This is a genomic window from Pseudomonas sp. FW305-70 (assembly GCF_058783925.1).
Window position 1 is genome coordinate 1 of the sequence record NZ_JBYSYZ010000066.1, and the last position, 16,199, is coordinate 16,199.

Genomic DNA, 16,199 nt, shown 5'->3' on the forward strand with positions numbered 1-16,199 from the left:
CACCACCACCGCCCGTTGCTCGATACCGGCCGCCTCCACCGCCGCCAGCACATGGCCGAGCAGCGGCCGGTTGCCCACCGGGTGCAAGACCTTGGTCAGCGGCGACTGCATCCGCTTGCCCTGCCCGGCCGCGAGAATCACCGCCAGCGTCGACCCGCCCATGTTGTCGCTCATCACGATCCTCCTGTGTGCATCCGGGCTTCAGGCCGGATCGCGATAGAACACATCGTCGGCATAGGGATACCACCAGTCCTGAATCTTCGGCTGGTGATCGATGATGACCATTTTCGAGCGGCGGAACGCTTCCAACCCCTGACGCCCGAGCTCGCGCCCAAGGCCGGACATCTTCCAGCCACCGAACGGCAGCGCATCGTTGTCGATCAACGGGTTGTTGACCCAGACCATCCCCGCCTCGAGCCGCTCGGCGGCCTCCATGGCTTCGGCCAGGTCCGTGGAAAACAGCGAGGCCCCGAGGCCGAACGGCGAGTCGTTGGCCAGCCGCACCGCCTCATCGAAATCGCTGACCCGGCAGATCGCCGCCACGGGGCCAAAGCACTCTTCCTGAAGAATCGCCATGTCAGCGGTCACGCCGGTGAGGATGGTCGGCTCATAGAACCAGCCGACCGTCTGCCGGGGTGGAATCCGCCCGCCACACACCACTTTCGCGCCCTTGGCCACGGCGTCATCGACCAGGCGCATGACTTTGTTGCGGGCCGCTTCGCTGACCATCGGCCCGATCTCCGAGCGCTCCAGGCCATGGCCGATGCGCAGGGCGCGGGTGCGTTCGGCGAACTTCGCGACAAATTCGTCATGCACCTCGTCCACGACATACAAGCGCTCGGCCGAGGTGCAGATCTGCCCGCTGAGATGGAACGCAGCCGTCACTGCCCCCGCCGCTGCCACGTCCAGCGGCGCATGCCTGGAGATGATCAATGGATCGCTGCCACCGGCCTCGATGACGCAAGGTTTCATCCGCTCGGCACAGGCCACAGCCACCGCCTTGCCCGCCGCGACACTGCCGGTGAAGGCCACCGCGTGGGTCTGCGCCGACTGCACCAGCAACTGCGCGGTCACCGCATCGCCCGGCACACAGGACACCAGCCCCGGCAACAACGCGCTGAAATGTTCCATGAATTTCAGGGTGCACAGGGTCGTGGCTTCCGCCGGCTTGATGAGGCAGGTATTGCCCGCCGCCAGCGACGCGGCGACCGTCCAGCACATCAGCAGGATCGGAAAGTTGAACGGCATGATGTGCACGCTGACGCCATAGGGCTCGTAGCGCACATGCTGGAAGGAGCCGATCTGCGTGGTGCCGGCGACCTTGCCGGCATCGTCCCGGGCCATTTCCGCGTAGTAGCGAAAGATCGGCGCGCAGTTGGCCAGTTCGCCCATGGCCTCGGGAAACGGCTTGCCCATCTCCAGGGTCATCAGGCGCGCGACTTCACGGTTGCACGCCAGGTTCTGTTCGATGGCATTGGCCAGTTGATGCAGGCGCGCGGCGCGGCTTTTCGCGTCCACCAGGCGCCACTGTTTTTGCGCGGCGGTGGCGGCATCGATGGCGGCTTGCACATCGGCTTCGCCACATACGCCGACTTGCCCGACCGGTTGCAGGGTCGCCGGATCGAGCACCTGGCGCACGCGACCATCGCTCAGCGGCAGGAACTCGGGGTTGATGAAACGCAAGGCAGAATCGCTGTTAAAGGTGGCCATGGGATGATCCTTGAACCAATCGATAAGGGGTTTGACGCAATGTCGCCAGGGTCGTGGCGGGCAGCTCTTCTCGCCAGCCCGATACGTGCCGGTCGAGCCACTGGCGCAGGGGCGCAAAGGCCTCGGCGTCCAGCGCACGGACAAACAGACCCAGGGTGCGCGGCAGGTGCGCCAGGTAAGCGTGCTTGCCGTCACGGCCGGCCAGGCGCACGAAAATCCCCAGCACCTTGGCGTGACGCTGGGCGGCCAGGCGCCGGTAGTCTTCGAGAAAACCCGGCGCATCCAGCTCCGGGCGCTGCAACAGGTAATGGCTGATCAGTGCCTCACGCAACGCCTCGGGCACATCGCGCCGGGCGTCTTCGAGCAGCGACATCAGGTCATAGGCCGCCGCCCCGGCCAGGGCGTCCTGGAAATCCAGCAAGCCACAGGCGGCAACACCTTCGCGGCCTTGCAGCAGCATCAGGTTGTCGACGTGAAAGTCACGCAGCACCAAGGCTTCGCGACGCTGGGCAACGTCACCACAAGCCGCGGCGAACAGCGCCAGGTACTCATCGCGCAGGCCCTGTGCCGCCTCCTTGCCAACGAGTAAAGGCACGTACCAGTCGATAAACAGCGCGCACTCGTCCGCCAGTCGCTGCGCGTCGTAAGGCGCCAGTTCCGCCGCTGGCGCTGCGCGGTGCAAGGCCACCAGCGTATCGACCGCCAGGTGATACAACGCCGACTCCGAATGCCCGGCCAGCAGCAGCCGGGTGTAGGTGTCGTGACCGAAATCCTCGATCAGCGCCAGCCCCGCCTCTTCATCCACTTCCAGCAAGGCCGGCGCGGACAGGCCCAGCCCTTGCAACTGCCGGGCGATGCGCACAAACGGGCCGATGGGTTCGCTCTGGGGCGGCGAATCCATCAGCAACAGGCCGGCGCCGTCCAGGCGGAAATAGCGCCGGGTCGAAGCATCCGCCGGCAAGGCCACCAGCGGGGCCCCGGCGAAACCGGCGCGTGCCAGGAAGGCGGCGCGCTGGTCTTCACGGGTTGGCAATGACGCCAGTGCATCAGTCATGGCAGTCACCGGATCATGTAGACCTTTTTGATGGTCTCGTGGACCGTGCACACACCCTTCCAGTCCTTGCCGAAGAAGGCGGCGGTGTCGGGCTTGATCTCGATCACTTCGCCGGACTCGTGGACGTACGTGCAGCGGCCTTCGAGGAAGTGGCAGAACTCGTCGCTGGTGACATGGCAAAACCACTTGCCCGGGGTGCAGATCCAGATGCCGCATTCGGACTGGCCTTCGGGGCCTTTGTGCAGCACCACGCCGGAGACACGGGATTCGCCTTCGAGCATGGTCGGGATCACGCCCCAATCCTTGACGTCGGTGATGCTCAGCGGGTCGTACAGAAACGGGGTAGTCATGTGTAGTTCTCCAGGTTGTGTGTGTAGGAGCGAGCTTGCTCGCGAAAAACGTAAGGGCGCCGCATTCATTCAGGCCCCCCTCGTCATCGTTAACGCCCATCGCGAGCAAGCTCGCTCCTACAAAGGGCAGGCTCAAGCGAGCATGTACACGTTGCGCAGGGTTTCCCGGACGTCGCATTCACCGGTCCAGCCGGCCGGGAACAGCACCAGGGTGTTCGGGCGCACTTCGATCACTTCGCCGTTGTCGTTGCGGTAAGTGGCGTGCCCGGCAATGAAATGGCACAGCTCGTCCCGGGGAATCGACAGCCGCCAGCGCCCGGGGGTGCACACCCACAACCCGGTTTCGGGGCTGTTGTTCGGGCCCTTGAACAGCAAGCGGCCGCTGGAATGCGAGACGCCTTCGACGGCGTCGCTCTGCACGCCCCAGTCCACCAGGTCGGTGCGGCTGCTGACGGCTTCGAGGTACGGCGTGATACCCGCCGTGGTGGATGAATCAGGCATCGTTGAGCACCTTGTCGAGAATCGCGGCCGCATCTTGCGGCCCTTTGCGGGATTGCATCTGCGCGCTGGTGCGCTGCAGGCGTTGGCGCATCGCCCCGTCGTTGAGGCAGGCGTGGAGTTTTTGTGCGAGCTGTTCTTCGCTCCATTCGTAGCGGTCGAGCTTGAAACCGTGGCCGCTTTCTTCGGCGCGCATGGCGTTGTCGTGGCCGTCCCAGACGTAGGACATGACGATCGCCGGTTTGCCGAAGAACAGGCACTCGGTGAAGCTGTTGTTGCCGCCGTGGTGGATCACCGCGTCGACCTGAGCGATCACCGACGGCTGCGGGAACCAGTTGGAAACCTGCACGTTGTCCGGCAGGTCGGTGTATTCGTCCAGGTGCTCGCCGACGTTGAACAACGCCCGGTAAGGCAGCTTGCCCACCGCCTCGATCAGGCGCTTGAGCAACTCGACATCGCCGGAACCGAGGCTGCCGAAGCTGGCGTACAGCAGCGGCTTGTCGTTGTGGGCGCGGAACGGTGGAATCTCGTACGGCGTGTCGTGGCGCACGCAGCCTTGCAGGTAATGGAAACGCTCGGCCGGCAGCGGATGGCGGCGGTCGAACTTGACTGCATCCGGGTACAGCAGCAGGTTCATGAAGGGCGAGGCTTCAAAGAAGGTCCCCAGCGGATAAGGCGCTTCACCGTGGGCCTGGAGGAACCGGTTGAAGTCCTCGTGGATCGGCCCCACCACGTCCTCGAAGCGCTGGCGAAATTGCGCGTGGCCGGCCTTGTCGTCGATGCTCATGCCCGACAGGTGCGGCGGGATATCCGGGTCTTCGATCTCGTTTTCCGAGCAGGAAATGATCCGCACCCACGGCTTGCCGTATTGCTTGATCGCCGGGAACAGGATCACGTTGTCGACGCAGATCAGGTCGGGTTTGACCTTGTCCAGCACCGCTGGCAGGTCCTTTTGCGCCCACTTGGCGGTTTCGACGATGGCCGCCCAGCACTCCTTGACGTAGTTGTCGATCTGCTCCAGCGGCGACTTGCGGAAATTCGGGATGTGGCCGTTGATGAAATCCACCCAGTAGCGGGCCATCTCTTCGGCCGGCATCGGTGCCGACATGTTGACCATGTGCTCCTCGAAACCATAACCGGCGTAGACACCGCTCATGCCCGGGTCGGTGAGGAACACCGCTTTATGGCCCAGGGCTTCACAGGCCTGGGCGATACCCACTGAGTTCAGCGCCGGGCCGTAGGCGGCTTCGGGGAAGAATGCGATCACTTTCTGTTTCATCGAGTGCTGCTCCTGCCTGGTCTTTTTATTGTTCAGCGTGTCAATACGCGGGCATGCCGGGCCTGCCAGCCCAGCCGGATGGTCGTGTCGATTGCAAAATGGGCGAATTCAAACTGTGAGGACGGCACGCGCACGATCAGCGGTTTGTCGCTGAGGGCTGTCTGCACATGCAGGTTGGTGTCGAGGCCGTGGTAGGCGACTTCGACGATTTTGCCGCTGACCTGATTGGGGCAATCGTTGCCCTGCTCCGTCAGCACTTGCAGGCGCTCGGGGCGCACCACCACGGCGACGGATTGACCGGACACCAGCGGTGCGTCGGTTTCCACGCTCAACTCCTGGCCATTCACGCGCACCGAGTGCTGGCCCGAGCGCACGCCTTCGAGCAGGTTGCTGACGCCGATGAAGTTGGCGACAAACCGGCTATTGGGGTTCTCGTACAGCTCCGACGGACTGCCGCACTGGCACACCTTGCCGCCGTCGAGCACCGCCATGCGGTCGGACATCACCAGCGCTTCTTCCTGATCGTGGGTGACGATGATGAAGGTGATGCCGCTCTCGTGTTGCAGGCGCTTGAGTTCCAGCTGCATCTTTTCCCGCAGCTTTTTGTCGAGGGCACCCAAGGGCTCGTCGAGCAATAAAACCCGTGGCCGTTTGACCAATGCCCGCGCCAGTGCCACGCGCTGACGCTGGCCGCCGGACAGCTGATCGGGTTTGCGCTCGGCCAGCTCACCGAGCTGCGCGGTGCTCAGCACCTCATCGACCCGGCGGCGGATTTCGCTTTCGGGCAGACGCTCCATTTCCAGGCCGTAGGCGATGTTCTTGCGCACGGTCATGTTGGGAAACAGCGCATAGGACTGGAACATCAGGTTCAGCGGACGCTTGTTGGCCGGCAGCGGCGAGATGTCATTGCCGTCCAGGTAGATGCAGCCACCGCTGGGGGTCTCGAAACCGGCGAGCATGCGCAGCAGCGTGGTCTTGCCGCAGCCGGACGGCCCGAGCAGCGCGAAGAACTCGTTCTCGCGGATGCTCAGCGACACCTCGTTGACCGCCAGACCGTTGCCATAAGACTTGCTGACCTTGTCCAGGATCAGTACCGCAGATGAATTATTCATGGGTGCGAGGAGCCTTGTTGAGACGCTGCGAAGCCAGCAGCGCGGTGATGCTGACCAGCATCACCAGCGTCGCCAGAGCGTTGATTTCCGGGGTGACGCCGAAGCGAATCATGGCGTAGATCTGCATGGGCAACGTGGTCGAAGCCTGGCCGGAGCCGGAGTTGAAAAAGGCGATGATGAATTCGTCCACCGACAGGGTGAACGAGAGCAATCCACCGGCCAGCACGCCGGGGAAAATCACCGGCAGCAGGACCCGGCGAAAAGTGGTGAACCAGCTCGCGCCGAGGTCGATCGAGGCCTCGAGTATCGAATAGTCGAAGTGCTTGAGCCGCGTGCGCACCACCGCGCAGACGAAGGCGATGTTGAACACCGCGTGGCTGATGATGATCGAGTGCAGGCCCAGTCCGACCTTGAGCAGGTTGAAGAAGCTCAGCAGCGCAATCGCCAGCACGATGTCGGGAATGATCATCGGCGCCATCAGCAAGGTATCGACCACCTGGCCCTTGTCATGGCCCTTGCGACGCAACTCGATACCCAGCGCGAGGAACGTGCCGAGCACACAGGCAATGAAGGTGGCCGACAAGGCGACGATCAGGGTGTTGAGCGCCGCCGACAGGATCGCCGTGTTGTGCGCCAGTGCCGCATACCACTTCAGCGACACGCCGCCCCAGGCGGTGGGCAACCCGGACTTGTTGAACGACAGCAGGATCAACACCAGGATCGGTATATAAAGGAAGGCGTACACCAGCCCCAGGTGCGAACCCAGCACGGTGGCGCTGACAGAACGTGGCTGACTCATGAGCGCGCCCCTTCTGCACGACGGGCCACCAGTGCCTGGATGAACAGCAGGATCAGCATGATCGCGATCAGGAAGAAGCTCAGTGCGGCGCCGAACGGCCAGTCCCGCGCCGTGAGGAATTGCGAATAGATCAGGTTGCCGACCATCTGCACCTGCTTGCCGCCCAGCAGGTCGGCGGTGATGAAGTTGCCGATGCTCAGCACGAAGACAAACACCGCACCGGCGGCGATACCCGGCACGCTCAGCGGCAGGATGATCCGGCGAAAGGTCATCCAGCCCGAGGCGCCGAGGTCTTTCGAGGCGTCCCAGAGTTCGTTGTTGATCCGTGACAGCGACGAGAAGATCGCCAGGATCACAAAGGGGATGTAGTTGTAGACCAGCCCCAACACCACGGACGACTCGGTGTACAACAGGCTGATGGGTTCGCCGCTGTAGCCGAGCATTTGCAGCAGACGGTTGATCAGGCCTTCACGGTTGAGCAGGACGATCCAGGCGTAGGTGCGGATCAGGTAGTTGCTCCAGAACGGCAGCATCACCAGGAACAGGTACACCGCCTGGCGCCGCCGTGGCGCGCGGGCAATCGCATAGGCCGCCGGGTAGCCGATCAACACCGCGAACACCGTGGCCAGCCCGGCGATTTTCGCCGACTTGAGCAGGATGCCCAGGTACAGCGGATCGAATGCGCGCTGGTAGTTTTCCCAGGTGAACAACCAGTCGATGCCACCGTAGGCACCGCGTTCGACGAAGCTGTAGACCAGCACCAGCAGGCACGGAATCACCAGGAACATCAGCAGCCAGCCAAAGCCGGGCGCAAGAAGCCAGGCCGACAGACGCCTGTCAGCATGCAAAGCACTCATTAACCCTATCCTCCCGCTTCAGGACAGAAGCGGCTTGCGAGCGTGGCGAGGCATGCCGGGCATGCCTCGGATCGACGTGGCGTTAGTTCTGCGCGGCCATGATTTCGGTGACGGCGCGGGTGTAGGCCTTTTGCGTGGTGCCGCCCAGGTCGCGCAATTGCTCCATTTTCAGCAGCTCGGCGGGGGCGATGGTCAGGTTGGGGTATTGCTTTAGCAGGTCCGCGGACAACCCGGCCATGGCCGCCTGGTTGGGGACTTTGTAGAGGATGTTTTCAGCGACCCAGGCGTGGTTTTCCTTGGCCAGCATGAAGTTGATGAACTTGAAGGCCTGGTCCTGGTGCTTCGAATTCTTGAGCACCACCATGGTGTCCACCCACAGGTCGGAACCTTCCTTGGGCACCACGAACTTGATCGCTGCGTTGGCCTGGGTGCCGTAGTTGCACCAGCCGTCCCAGGCGTGGGCCATCAGCGATTCACCGGAAGCGAGCTTGGAATAGAAGGTGGTGTCGTCGAAGGACAGAATGCGTTTCTTGGTGGCGATCAACTGGTCGCGAACCGCGGCGATCTGTGCCGGGTCACTGTCGTTGACCGACCAGCCCTTGGCGAGGAAACCGGCGCCGAGCATCCAGCGGTCGGTGGCCAGCATCGTCACTTTGCCTTTGAGGGCATCGCTCGGATTGAGCAGTTCGTTCCAGCTTTGCGGCGCCGGCGTCACCTTGTCGGAGCGATAGCAGATGCCCGTGGTGCCCCAGGTGTAAGGCACGGAGAACCGGTTGCCCTGGTCATATTCCAGGTGAGTGGCTTCGGGGTAGAGGTTTTTCAGGTTGGGGACTTTGACCGGATCGATGTCCGCCAACAGCCCCTGCTTGTGCAGGACTTCGGCGAAGGGCGAGGAGACGAACACCACGTCATAACCTTCACCACCGGAGGCCATCAGCTTGCCCATGATTTCTTCGTTGGTGGCGTGCAGCGCCTTGTCGACGTCCACACCGCTGGCAGCCTTGAACTTCTCCAGCGCATCCGGGGCCATGTAGCCGTCCCAGATGGAAATCACCATGTCTTTCGCACTTGCAGCCTGTGAGGCGATCGCCAGGGAAACGGCCAATCCCGCGCACAGAAGATCATTCAGCTTGCTCATAAATACTCACCCGACGATTGTTTATTGTTGTGTTCGAAGGCAGTACGGCAAAACGAGAAACGATTGCTTGTGTTTTTTTTTAGAAATTAGGACCAGTATCAAAAGATGTCAACGCTTTTTTACGGCCTGACGACTGGCCAGCGCATGACATAAGATGGGCAACTGAGTCCCACTGCGGATCACAACGAGAAAAGACGCTTGAGCACGACAGCCGAAAAAAAACCGCGCACCAATCACCTGGAACTGGCCCGGCGCATCCTCGAGCACACCCAGGAAAGCGGCCTGGTGGCCGGCGACCCGGTGGCCGAACAGGCCCTGGCCCGCACGTTCCAGGTGTCGCGCACGCTGATTCGCGGTGCGCTGAAAGTGCTATTGGAAGAAAACCTGCTGAGCCACGAAGCCGGCAAGGGCTACCGATTGCTGGCCTCGCCGGCGGGCCAGGCGTTCAACGCCGCCCTGCCCCAGGCCGAGGAAGAAGAACTGGCCGCCTCGGTGCTGCGTGACCGCATGGCCGGGCGCCTGGGCGACAGCATCAGCATCAGCGAACTGATGCGCCGCTACGACATCGGCCGGCCGGCGGCACAAAAGGCCCTGCAGCAACTGAGCGAAAGCCAGGCCATCGAGCGCGGCCCCGGCCAGTCCTGGCTGTTTCGCCCGTCGCTCAATAGCCTGGCCGCCCTCGAAGAAAGCCTGAAATTTCGCCTGATCCTAGAGCCTGAAGCCTTGCTCAGCCCGAGCTTCAACGCCGACCCGCAACGCCTGGCGCTGTTGCGCAGCGCCATGCAAAGCCTGCTCGCCCGCCCCGTGGAAGACTTCGATCTGCAGCAGTTTCGCGAGCTGGACATCAGCTTCCACGAACTGCTGGCCCAGAGCTGCGGCAACCGCTTCATCAGCGACGCCCTGCTCCAGCATCAGGGCTTGCGCCGCTTGCCGAACCTGCTGCCATCGGTCAGCGTGCACCGCCTGCAAGAGGCCCTGCGCGAACACCTGCAAATCATCGCGCAGATCGAACGCGGGCAGATGGAGATCGCCGCCGACCTGCTGCGCCTGCACCTGCGCCTGAGCGCCGCGCAACGCCCGCAAACCGCCAACCGGGGCATTCCGCAAAGTCATCTGTTTGGGCGTCGTTAAGCACCACGCAAAAACATGATGATTTTTTTTTGAAAATAAGACAGCATCAAAAACACCTTCAGGAGCGGCGGGTCTGACCCGCCATGGACAGCCCTCGCCATGCAAAAACAAAAACTGATCGCCCTGTTTCCGGAAGCCAGTTTCGGCGCGGCCTTGAACTGCATTGGTATCGCTCAGTCGCTGCGCGAGTTGGGCGCCAGACCGGTGTTCATCTGCCACGAGCATTTCCAGGGGCTGTTCGCCGAGTACGGCTTCGACGAATACCCGATTCCGCAAGTGAGCCCATTGTCGGCGGCGGAACACCAGCACTATTGGGAACGCTTCATCGAGCGCAGCATTCCCTACTTCGACCAGACCCCGCTGGCGCAGATCGACAGCTACGTGGCGCCCGCCTGGGAAGCCATCATCGACACCGCCATCGAAGCGGAAAAACCCTTGCAGCAGCTGCTCGGCCGCCTCAAGCCCGACGTGATCGTGCTCGACAACGTGGTGATGTTCCCGGCCATCGCCAACGCCGGCTGCCCGTGGGTGCGGGTGGTGTCCTGCGCCGAGACCGAACTGCCGGATGCTGCCGTTCCACCGTACCTCTCCGGCTGCCTGGCCAATGACACCGAGGCTTGCGAGCGTTACTCCGGGCAGTACCTGAAAGCTGTCGCACCGGCCCATGAACGCTTTTCGCAGTTTCTCCTGGGCAACCATACGGCGCCCTGTCCGGCGGGGCAGTTCCTCACCGATTCACCCTGGCTCAACCTGCTGCTGTCGCCGACGCCGGTGCGCTATGAACGCCGGCAGCCGCTCGATCCGCAGCGCTACGTCTACCTCGACGGCTGCGTACGCCGCGAAGCGCCTTACATCGTCCCCGACTTTCCCCGGCACAACGACGCACCGCTGATCTACCTCAGCTTCGGCAGCCTCGGCGCCGCCGACACCGGGATGATGAAGCGCCTGATCAGCACGATCGAAACCTTGCCGTACCGCTTCCTGGTCAACGTCGGCGCCTACCGCGACATGTACACCACCGTGCCGGACAACGTGTACCTCGACAGCTGGTTTGCCCAGCCCGCCGTGCTCAAGGAATGCGATGTGTTCATCCATCACGGCGGCAACAACAGCTTCTGCGAGGCGCTGTACTTCGGTTTGCCGTCGCTGATCATTCCGTATTGCTGGGACGGCCACGACAACGCCGCCCGCGCCGAGGAAGTCGGCGTCGGCCGCTACCTGCCGCGCTTCGCCGATCCCCTGGCCGCCCTGCCGGGAGCCCTCGAACAACTGCTGGCCGACCAAGCGATGAAGCAACGCCTCGCCTCGTTCAGCGAGCGCATGCAGGCGACCCGCGGCACCGACATTGCCGCCCGCGCGATCCTAGACCTCTAGCCATAACAACAAAAACCGTCGGGCAACCGAACGCAATCGTCGCTGCCCGACACACCGCCGGAGTTTCAGCATGAATGCCCCACCGCGTCTCGATGCGCTCGACCACGTCCTGCCCCATCCTTTCTGGCAGGACACCGTCACCCCACCGCCCGCCGCACCTTCCGTCAGCGCAACCATGCAATGCGACCTAGCCGTGGTCGGTGGCGGATTTACCGGACTGTGGACGGCGCTACTGGCACGCCAGCGCCACCCCAAGCTGAGCATCGCGATCATCGAGGCCCGTCGTTGTGGCGGTGAGGCCAGTGGACGCAATGGCGGGTTCTGCGCGCCAAGCATTTCCCATGGCGTGTCCAACGCCCTCAAGCGTTGGCCGGATGAAGCGCAGCAACTGATCCGCCTGGGCCGGCAGAACCTCGATGAACTGGCCGCCGACCTGCAACGCTTCGGCCTGCAGGTCGAGTTCGAACGCCAGGGCAAACTCAACGTCGCCAGCCAGCCCTGGCAGGTCGACGGACTGCGCGCCATGCAACGTAACTACGCGCGATTCGGCATTGACTGCCAGTGGCTGGAAGGCCCTCAACTGGCACAAAAACTCGACTCCCCGGCCTACGTGGCAGGTCTGTTCGAACCCAACTACGCCCTGCTCAATCCGGCGAAAATGGCTGCCGAATTGCGCCGCGTATGCCTTGAACAAGGGATCACTCTGTTCGAAAACAGCCCGGTGCTGCAACTGGATGCCCGCAACGACAGCCTGCGCCTGCGCACGGCCGACGGCGAAATCATTGCCGGGCAGATCGCCCTCGCCACCAACATCGCTCCACCGCTGCTCGGCCATCTGGCCTCGAGCGTGATCCCGGTCTACGACTACTCGCTGGTCACGGAGCCACTGCGCGATGAACAACTGGCCGCCATCGGCTGGACCGACCGATACGGCATCGCCGATTCCGGCAATCAGTTCCACTACCTGCGCAAGACCGCCGACAACCGCATTCTCTGGGCCGGCTTTGATGCCATCTACCATTTCGGCGGGCGCCGCGACGAGGCCCTGACCCAACGCCCGCAAAGCTTCCAGCGCCTGGCCGAACAGTTTCAACAGACCTTTGCGGCCCTGGGCGATGTGCGTTTCAGCCATGCCTGGGGCGGCATCATCGACACCTCGGCACGCACCACGATGTTCACCGGTTGCGAACATCAGGGCCGCGTTGCCTATGCCCTGGGCTTCACCGGGCAAGGGGTATCGGCCAGCCGTTTTGCCGCGCTGAACATGCTCGACCTGCTGGCCGGTGAGCGCACCGAACGCACCGAGCTGCTGATGACCTCCAAGGCGCCGTTCCGCTTTCCGCCCGAGCCGTTGCGTTATGTCGGCGTGAAACTGGCCCAGCGCTCTTTGGCGCGGGAGGACCGCGACGGTCATCGCGACCTGCTACTCAAGACCTTCGATGCCTTTGGCATCGGTTTCGATTCCTGATCCGGAGACCACCATGTCCACAGCCCTGCCCCGGCACGTCATCGACTTCGCCAGCGACCTTGCCCCCCGTGAAACCGAAATCAACGACCCGGCCGTGGTCGACGCGCCTTATCGAAGCAAGAGTTGGCGGCACTTTGTGGCGCCCGGGAAAAACGCCGTGGCCGGCATCTGGGAGGCGGGACCGCACCGGGAGCGTTGCCAGTGCGATTACGATGAGCTGTGCCACATTCTCGAGGGCACGGTGCGCCTGACCGATGCCGAAGGCGTCGCGCGCACGTTCGGCCCCGGCGATTCCTTCGTGGTCGCCAGCGGATTCCAGGGCACCTGGGAAAACCTCACCCCGGTGCGCAAGGTCTACTTCATCCTCGGCTAACCGCCCGATGGAACGAGCAACAAACAACCTGTGGCGAGGGAGCTTGCTCCCGCTGGGCCGCGCAGCGGCCCCAAAACCTGATCACTCAGGTATCACCGAGCAAACAGGGATTGCGACTGCTGCGCAGTCGAACGGGAGCAAGCTCCCTCGCCACAGGTGCCGGTGGTTCGTCCTTCAAGGGGTTACTGTCGTACGAGGTTGCGCCCGTTGCGCTTGGCCTGGTACAGCGCGTCGTCGGCGCGGGTCAGCAGGCTTTCCGGCGTGTCGCCGGGTTGTGCATGGGCCACGCCGAACGACGCGGTGATGGTGTCCAGCACGGTATCGGTGCCCCGGGCCTTGACCCGCAGCGACTGGATTTTCAGGCGCAGGCGCTCGGCAAACGCACCCGCCGCCGCCAGATCCGGGCAGTCCTTGAGCACCACGCAGAACTCCTCGCCGCCGTAACGCGCCGCGAACGCTTCGCCCGACAGCGAGTCACGCAACACCCGGGCAACATGCTGGAGAACACGGTCCCCCAATGGATGGCCGTACTGATCGTTGAATTGCTTGAAGTGGTCGATATCCAGCATCACCAGCGCCACGCCGGTCGCCGAGTCATTCATCGCCTGTTCAAGCTTGCGGTTGAAGGTGGTGCGGTTGAGCAATTCGGTCAGGCCATCGAGGGTCGCGGCCAGTTGGGCGCGCTCCAGCTTGTCGCGCAGGCTTTTGATCTCGTGTTGCGCCGACTGCAACTGGGCGAGGAAGTGTTCCTGCTGCCCCTGCATCAGCCGGGTGCTCTGTTGCAGCTGGATCAGGATGCTCGGCAAGCGCTCGCTGGCCGGCTCTTCGAGCATTTGCAGGTACTGGCCAAGGCTGGCCTGGAAGTTCTGGTTACCCTTCACGCTGCGCGAAACATCACGCTCCATGTCGTCGACCAGGTTGATCGCTTCCTGCTGCCCGGAACGGGCGTCCGCCAGTTCGTCGCGGATGATGTACTCGCGAAACAGCCTGGCGGCCGACTCCGGCGGGAAAGAGTCGAAATCGTTGACCACCCGGTCCAGGTGCCGGTTGAGTTCCGGCTCCTGGCCCTTGCTGTAGGTGTACCAGAGCGCGTAGTGCACCGGGTTGGGCGGAATGTTGTGACGAACCATCAGCGGCACTGCCTGCTTGAGCAATGCCGCTGCCTCACGGGAATCTTCTGGATACAGCGCTAGAACAGTCGCACGCGTGTCGGATTGGCTCATGGCTTCACTGTGGTTGTTTATCATTGGCGATCGGCAGGCTCGCTGAGCATAACCATACGCCCGACAAACGGCTATCCCGAATTACAGCCTCATTTCAACCCGGTACGCCTGTTCCAGCGTCCTTTATATGTTGCCCGACATCAGACTCGCCACGTTCTGCCGGCGACGGTAAGCGGTATCGCGGTTCGCCAGCCAGTAGTACAGCGGCGTCGTGACGATCAAGCCCACCAGCCACGACAGATCCGCGCCATCGATATGCACCGCCACGGGGCCGGTGTAGATCGGCGTGTTCATGAACGGAATCTGCACCACGATGCCGATGGCGTAGGCCAGCAGCGCCTGCGGGTTGAAACGCCCATAGATACCGCCGTCGACGCGGAAGATCGAGGCGATGTCGTAGTCACCCTTGTGGATCGCGTAGAAGTCGATGAGGTTGATCGCGGTCCACGGCACCAGCACCACCAGCAACGCCAGCACCAGGTCGACGAAATGCCCGATGAAATCCGCCGAGGCGCCGATGGCCGCCACGCAGCAACCGGCGAGGATGATCAGCGACAGCACCGCCCGGCTCTGCGCGGTCGGAATCCAGCGGTGGGCGAAGGTTTGCAGCAAGGTGATCACCGAGAGCACCGCGCCGTACAGGTTCAGGGCGTTATGGCTGATCACGCTGAGCAGGAACAGCACCAGCATCAACGGGCCGATGGCACCGGTGGCGAGTTTCACCGCGTCCATGGTGTCCATGCCCACGGGCGTGGCCAGCACGGCGACGGCGCCGAACACGAAGGACAGGATCGAGCCCAGCGACGAACCCAGGTAGGTCGCCCAGAAGGTCGAGCTGACCTTGACGTCCTTAGGCAGGTAACGCGAGTAATCGGACACGTACGGCGCGAACGCGATCTGCCACAGCGCTGCCAGCGACACCGTGGCCAGCCAGCCGGAGATGTTGAAACTGCCGCGGGTCAGGAAGTCATCGGTCTGCACGTGGGTCAGGATGTAGCCGAAGCCCAGCACGATGCCCAGGCCCAGCACCCAGGTGCCGATGCGATTGAGCACGTGGATGAAGCGGTAGCCAATGATGCCGATGATCCCCGAACCGAGGCCGCCGAGGACGATGCCCACCGATACCGACACACTTTCGACCACGCCATGCAGCGACTTGCCGGCCAGGACGATGTTGGAGGCGAAGAAGCCGATGTACATCACGCCGGCAATCACCACCACCAGCAACGCGCCCAGGGAACCGAACTGCGCGCGACTCTGGATCATCTGCGGAATGCCCATCTGCGGGCCTTGCGCCGAGTGCAGCGCCATCAGCACCCCACCGACCAGGTGGCCGACGATGATCGCGACAATGCCCCAGACCAGGTTCAGGTGGAACAACTGCACGCCGAGCGCGCCGGTGACGATGGGCAACGGCGCGATATTGCCGCCGAACCACAGGGTGAACAGATCTTTGACCTTTCCGTGGCGATCCTCAGGAGGGACGTACCCGATCGTGTGTTTCTCGATGAGCGGGGCGGATGAAGCGGTGGTGGACATGACGAACTCCAAGGCAAGGATGAGTACGTGTTCGTACTTCGGTGTGCGCAGACGGAACGGCGCATTTCTTGTTGGAGACGATCATGGACAAAGAGCGCAGGGAGGAAAATTAGTTAATTTGTGCCTTTAAACCTTAAAAAAGATTGCGCAGTAATGGCCATCTATCAGCAGGAAAAACCAATAAAATTCCGAACGGCGGAATCCCTGTGGGAGCGGGCTTGCTCGCGAAGAGGCCGGCACAAGCAACATTAATGTTGACTGGCCCACCGCCTTAGCCGGCAAACCCCCACCCAC

Annotated in this window: 16 protein-coding genes; 4 read left to right on the forward strand and 12 right to left on the reverse strand. The window is 62.9% G+C overall.

Annotated features, from left to right (window positions below):
- The 10 genes from AC3WN7_RS27570 to AC3WN7_RS27615 all read right to left on the reverse strand — a co-directional run.
- Positions 1–174, reverse strand: a 174-nt coding sequence (locus AC3WN7_RS27570; protein WP_158247859.1) for an NTP transferase domain-containing protein, incomplete at its 3' end; no start/stop codon positions are given.
- A gap of 27 nt (positions 175–201) precedes the next feature.
- Positions 202–1,710 (reverse strand): aldehyde dehydrogenase family protein, encoded by a 1,509-nt coding sequence (locus tag AC3WN7_RS27575; protein WP_095967586.1) that lies wholly within the window; start codon positions 1,708–1,710, stop codon positions 202–204.
- Positions 1,697–2,764, reverse strand: coding sequence for an aminoglycoside phosphotransferase family protein (locus tag AC3WN7_RS27580; protein ID WP_102675740.1), 1,068 nt, complete (start codon positions 2,762–2,764; stop codon positions 1,697–1,699). The genes AC3WN7_RS27575 and AC3WN7_RS27580 overlap by 14 nt, the downstream gene beginning before the upstream one ends.
- A gap of 5 nt (positions 2,765–2,769) precedes the next feature.
- The gene (locus AC3WN7_RS27585; RefSeq protein ID WP_007976122.1) at positions 2,770–3,114 is read right to left on the reverse strand and encodes a cupin domain-containing protein; all 345 of its coding nucleotides are present in this window, start codon (positions 3,112–3,114) and stop codon (positions 2,770–2,772) included.
- Positions 3,115–3,246: 132 nt separating this feature from the next.
- The gene (locus tag AC3WN7_RS27590) at positions 3,247–3,615 is read right to left on the reverse strand and encodes a cupin domain-containing protein (RefSeq protein WP_053161121.1); all 369 of its coding nucleotides are present in this window, start codon (positions 3,613–3,615) and stop codon (positions 3,247–3,249) included.
- Positions 3,608–4,891, reverse strand: coding sequence for a nucleotide disphospho-sugar-binding domain-containing protein (locus AC3WN7_RS27595; protein ID WP_102675739.1), 1,284 nt, complete (start codon positions 4,889–4,891; stop codon positions 3,608–3,610). Before AC3WN7_RS27595 ends, AC3WN7_RS27590 begins: the two co-directional genes overlap by 8 nt.
- 32 nt (positions 4,892–4,923) lie before the next feature.
- Positions 4,924–6,003 (reverse strand): ABC transporter ATP-binding protein, encoded by a 1,080-nt coding sequence (locus AC3WN7_RS27600; RefSeq protein ID WP_095967582.1) that lies wholly within the window; start codon positions 6,001–6,003, stop codon positions 4,924–4,926.
- Complete coding sequence (locus AC3WN7_RS27605; protein WP_102675738.1) at positions 5,996–6,802, reverse strand: ABC transporter permease; 807 nt, start codon at positions 6,800–6,802, stop codon at positions 5,996–5,998. Before AC3WN7_RS27605 ends, AC3WN7_RS27600 begins: the two co-directional genes overlap by 8 nt.
- Positions 6,799–7,659, reverse strand: a complete 861-nt coding sequence (locus AC3WN7_RS27610) for an ABC transporter permease (protein WP_056727353.1) — start codon at positions 7,657–7,659, stop codon at positions 6,799–6,801. Before AC3WN7_RS27610 ends, AC3WN7_RS27605 begins: the two co-directional genes overlap by 4 nt.
- Before the next feature lie 82 nt (positions 7,660–7,741).
- The gene (locus AC3WN7_RS27615) at positions 7,742–8,797 is read right to left on the reverse strand and encodes a polyamine ABC transporter substrate-binding protein (RefSeq protein WP_102675737.1); all 1,056 of its coding nucleotides are present in this window, start codon (positions 8,795–8,797) and stop codon (positions 7,742–7,744) included.
- A 198-nt stretch (positions 8,798–8,995) separates the two neighbouring features.
- Here AC3WN7_RS27615 and AC3WN7_RS27620 point away from each other — a divergent pair, with 198 nt between their 5' ends.
- From AC3WN7_RS27620 to AC3WN7_RS27635, 4 genes are all read left to right on the forward strand, one after another.
- Positions 8,996–9,928 carry a GntR family transcriptional regulator gene (locus tag AC3WN7_RS27620; RefSeq protein WP_015095624.1) on the forward strand — a complete coding sequence of 311 codons (933 nt, stop codon included), beginning with the start codon at positions 8,996–8,998 and terminating at the stop codon, positions 9,926–9,928.
- A 99-nt stretch (positions 9,929–10,027) separates the two neighbouring features.
- The gene (locus AC3WN7_RS27625; RefSeq protein ID WP_095967579.1) at positions 10,028–11,302 is read left to right on the forward strand and encodes a nucleotide disphospho-sugar-binding domain-containing protein; all 1,275 of its coding nucleotides are present in this window, start codon (positions 10,028–10,030) and stop codon (positions 11,300–11,302) included.
- A 70-nt stretch (positions 11,303–11,372) separates the two neighbouring features.
- Positions 11,373–12,770, forward strand: coding sequence for an NAD(P)/FAD-dependent oxidoreductase (locus AC3WN7_RS27630; RefSeq protein ID WP_102675736.1), 1,398 nt, complete (start codon positions 11,373–11,375; stop codon positions 12,768–12,770).
- A gap of 13 nt (positions 12,771–12,783) precedes the next feature.
- A complete protein-coding gene (locus tag AC3WN7_RS27635) occupies positions 12,784–13,143 on the forward strand; it encodes a cupin domain-containing protein (protein ID WP_095967577.1) in 360 nt (119 codons plus the stop codon).
- A 182-nt stretch (positions 13,144–13,325) separates the two neighbouring features.
- Here the strand turns inward: AC3WN7_RS27635 and AC3WN7_RS27640 are convergent, their stop codons facing one another.
- Positions 13,326–14,366 (reverse strand): GGDEF domain-containing protein, encoded by a 1,041-nt coding sequence (locus AC3WN7_RS27640; RefSeq protein ID WP_256585805.1) that lies wholly within the window; start codon positions 14,364–14,366, stop codon positions 13,326–13,328.
- A 123-nt stretch (positions 14,367–14,489) separates the two neighbouring features.
- On the reverse strand, positions 14,490–15,905 hold the full coding sequence (locus tag AC3WN7_RS27645) for a purine-cytosine permease family protein (RefSeq protein WP_102675734.1): 1,416 nt from the start codon (positions 15,903–15,905) through the stop codon (positions 14,490–14,492).
- Positions 15,906–16,199: the final 294 nt, after the last annotated feature.

What these genes read in the sequence shown, in the direction of transcription:
- AC3WN7_RS27580 (WP_102675740.1), bottom strand. Translation starts at nt 2,764, where the DNA reads ATGACTGATGCACTGGCGTCATTGCCAACCCGTGAAGACCAGCGCGCC.
- AC3WN7_RS27605 (WP_102675738.1), bottom strand. Translation starts at nt 6,802, where the DNA reads ATGAGTCAGCCACGTTCTGTCAGCGCCACCGTGCTGGGTTCGCACCTG.
- AC3WN7_RS27590 (WP_053161121.1), bottom strand. Translation starts at nt 3,615, where the DNA reads ATGCCTGATTCATCCACCACGGCGGGTATCACGCCGTACCTCGAAGCC.
- AC3WN7_RS27640 (WP_256585805.1), bottom strand. Translation starts at nt 14,366, where the DNA reads ATGAGCCAATCCGACACGCGTGCGACTGTTCTAGCGCTGTATCCAGAA.
- AC3WN7_RS27575 (WP_095967586.1), bottom strand. Translation starts at nt 1,710, where the DNA reads ATGGCCACCTTTAACAGCGATTCTGCCTTGCGTTTCATCAACCCCGAG.
- AC3WN7_RS27635 (WP_095967577.1), top strand. Translation starts at nt 12,784, where the DNA reads ATGTCCACAGCCCTGCCCCGGCACGTCATCGACTTCGCCAGCGACCTT.
- AC3WN7_RS27645 (WP_102675734.1), bottom strand. Translation starts at nt 15,905, where the DNA reads ATGTCCACCACCGCTTCATCCGCCCCGCTCATCGAGAAACACACGATC.
- AC3WN7_RS27630 (WP_102675736.1), top strand. Translation starts at nt 11,373, where the DNA reads ATGAATGCCCCACCGCGTCTCGATGCGCTCGACCACGTCCTGCCCCAT.
- AC3WN7_RS27585 (WP_007976122.1), bottom strand. Translation starts at nt 3,114, where the DNA reads ATGACTACCCCGTTTCTGTACGACCCGCTGAGCATCACCGACGTCAAG.
- AC3WN7_RS27625 (WP_095967579.1), top strand. Translation starts at nt 10,028, where the DNA reads ATGCAAAAACAAAAACTGATCGCCCTGTTTCCGGAAGCCAGTTTCGGC.
- AC3WN7_RS27595 (WP_102675739.1), bottom strand. Translation starts at nt 4,891, where the DNA reads ATGAAACAGAAAGTGATCGCATTCTTCCCCGAAGCCGCCTACGGCCCG.
- AC3WN7_RS27615 (WP_102675737.1), bottom strand. Translation starts at nt 8,797, where the DNA reads ATGAGCAAGCTGAATGATCTTCTGTGCGCGGGATTGGCCGTTTCCCTG.
- AC3WN7_RS27600 (WP_095967582.1), bottom strand. Translation starts at nt 6,003, where the DNA reads ATGAATAATTCATCTGCGGTACTGATCCTGGACAAGGTCAGCAAGTCT.
- AC3WN7_RS27610 (WP_056727353.1), bottom strand. Translation starts at nt 7,659, where the DNA reads ATGAGTGCTTTGCATGCTGACAGGCGTCTGTCGGCCTGGCTTCTTGCG.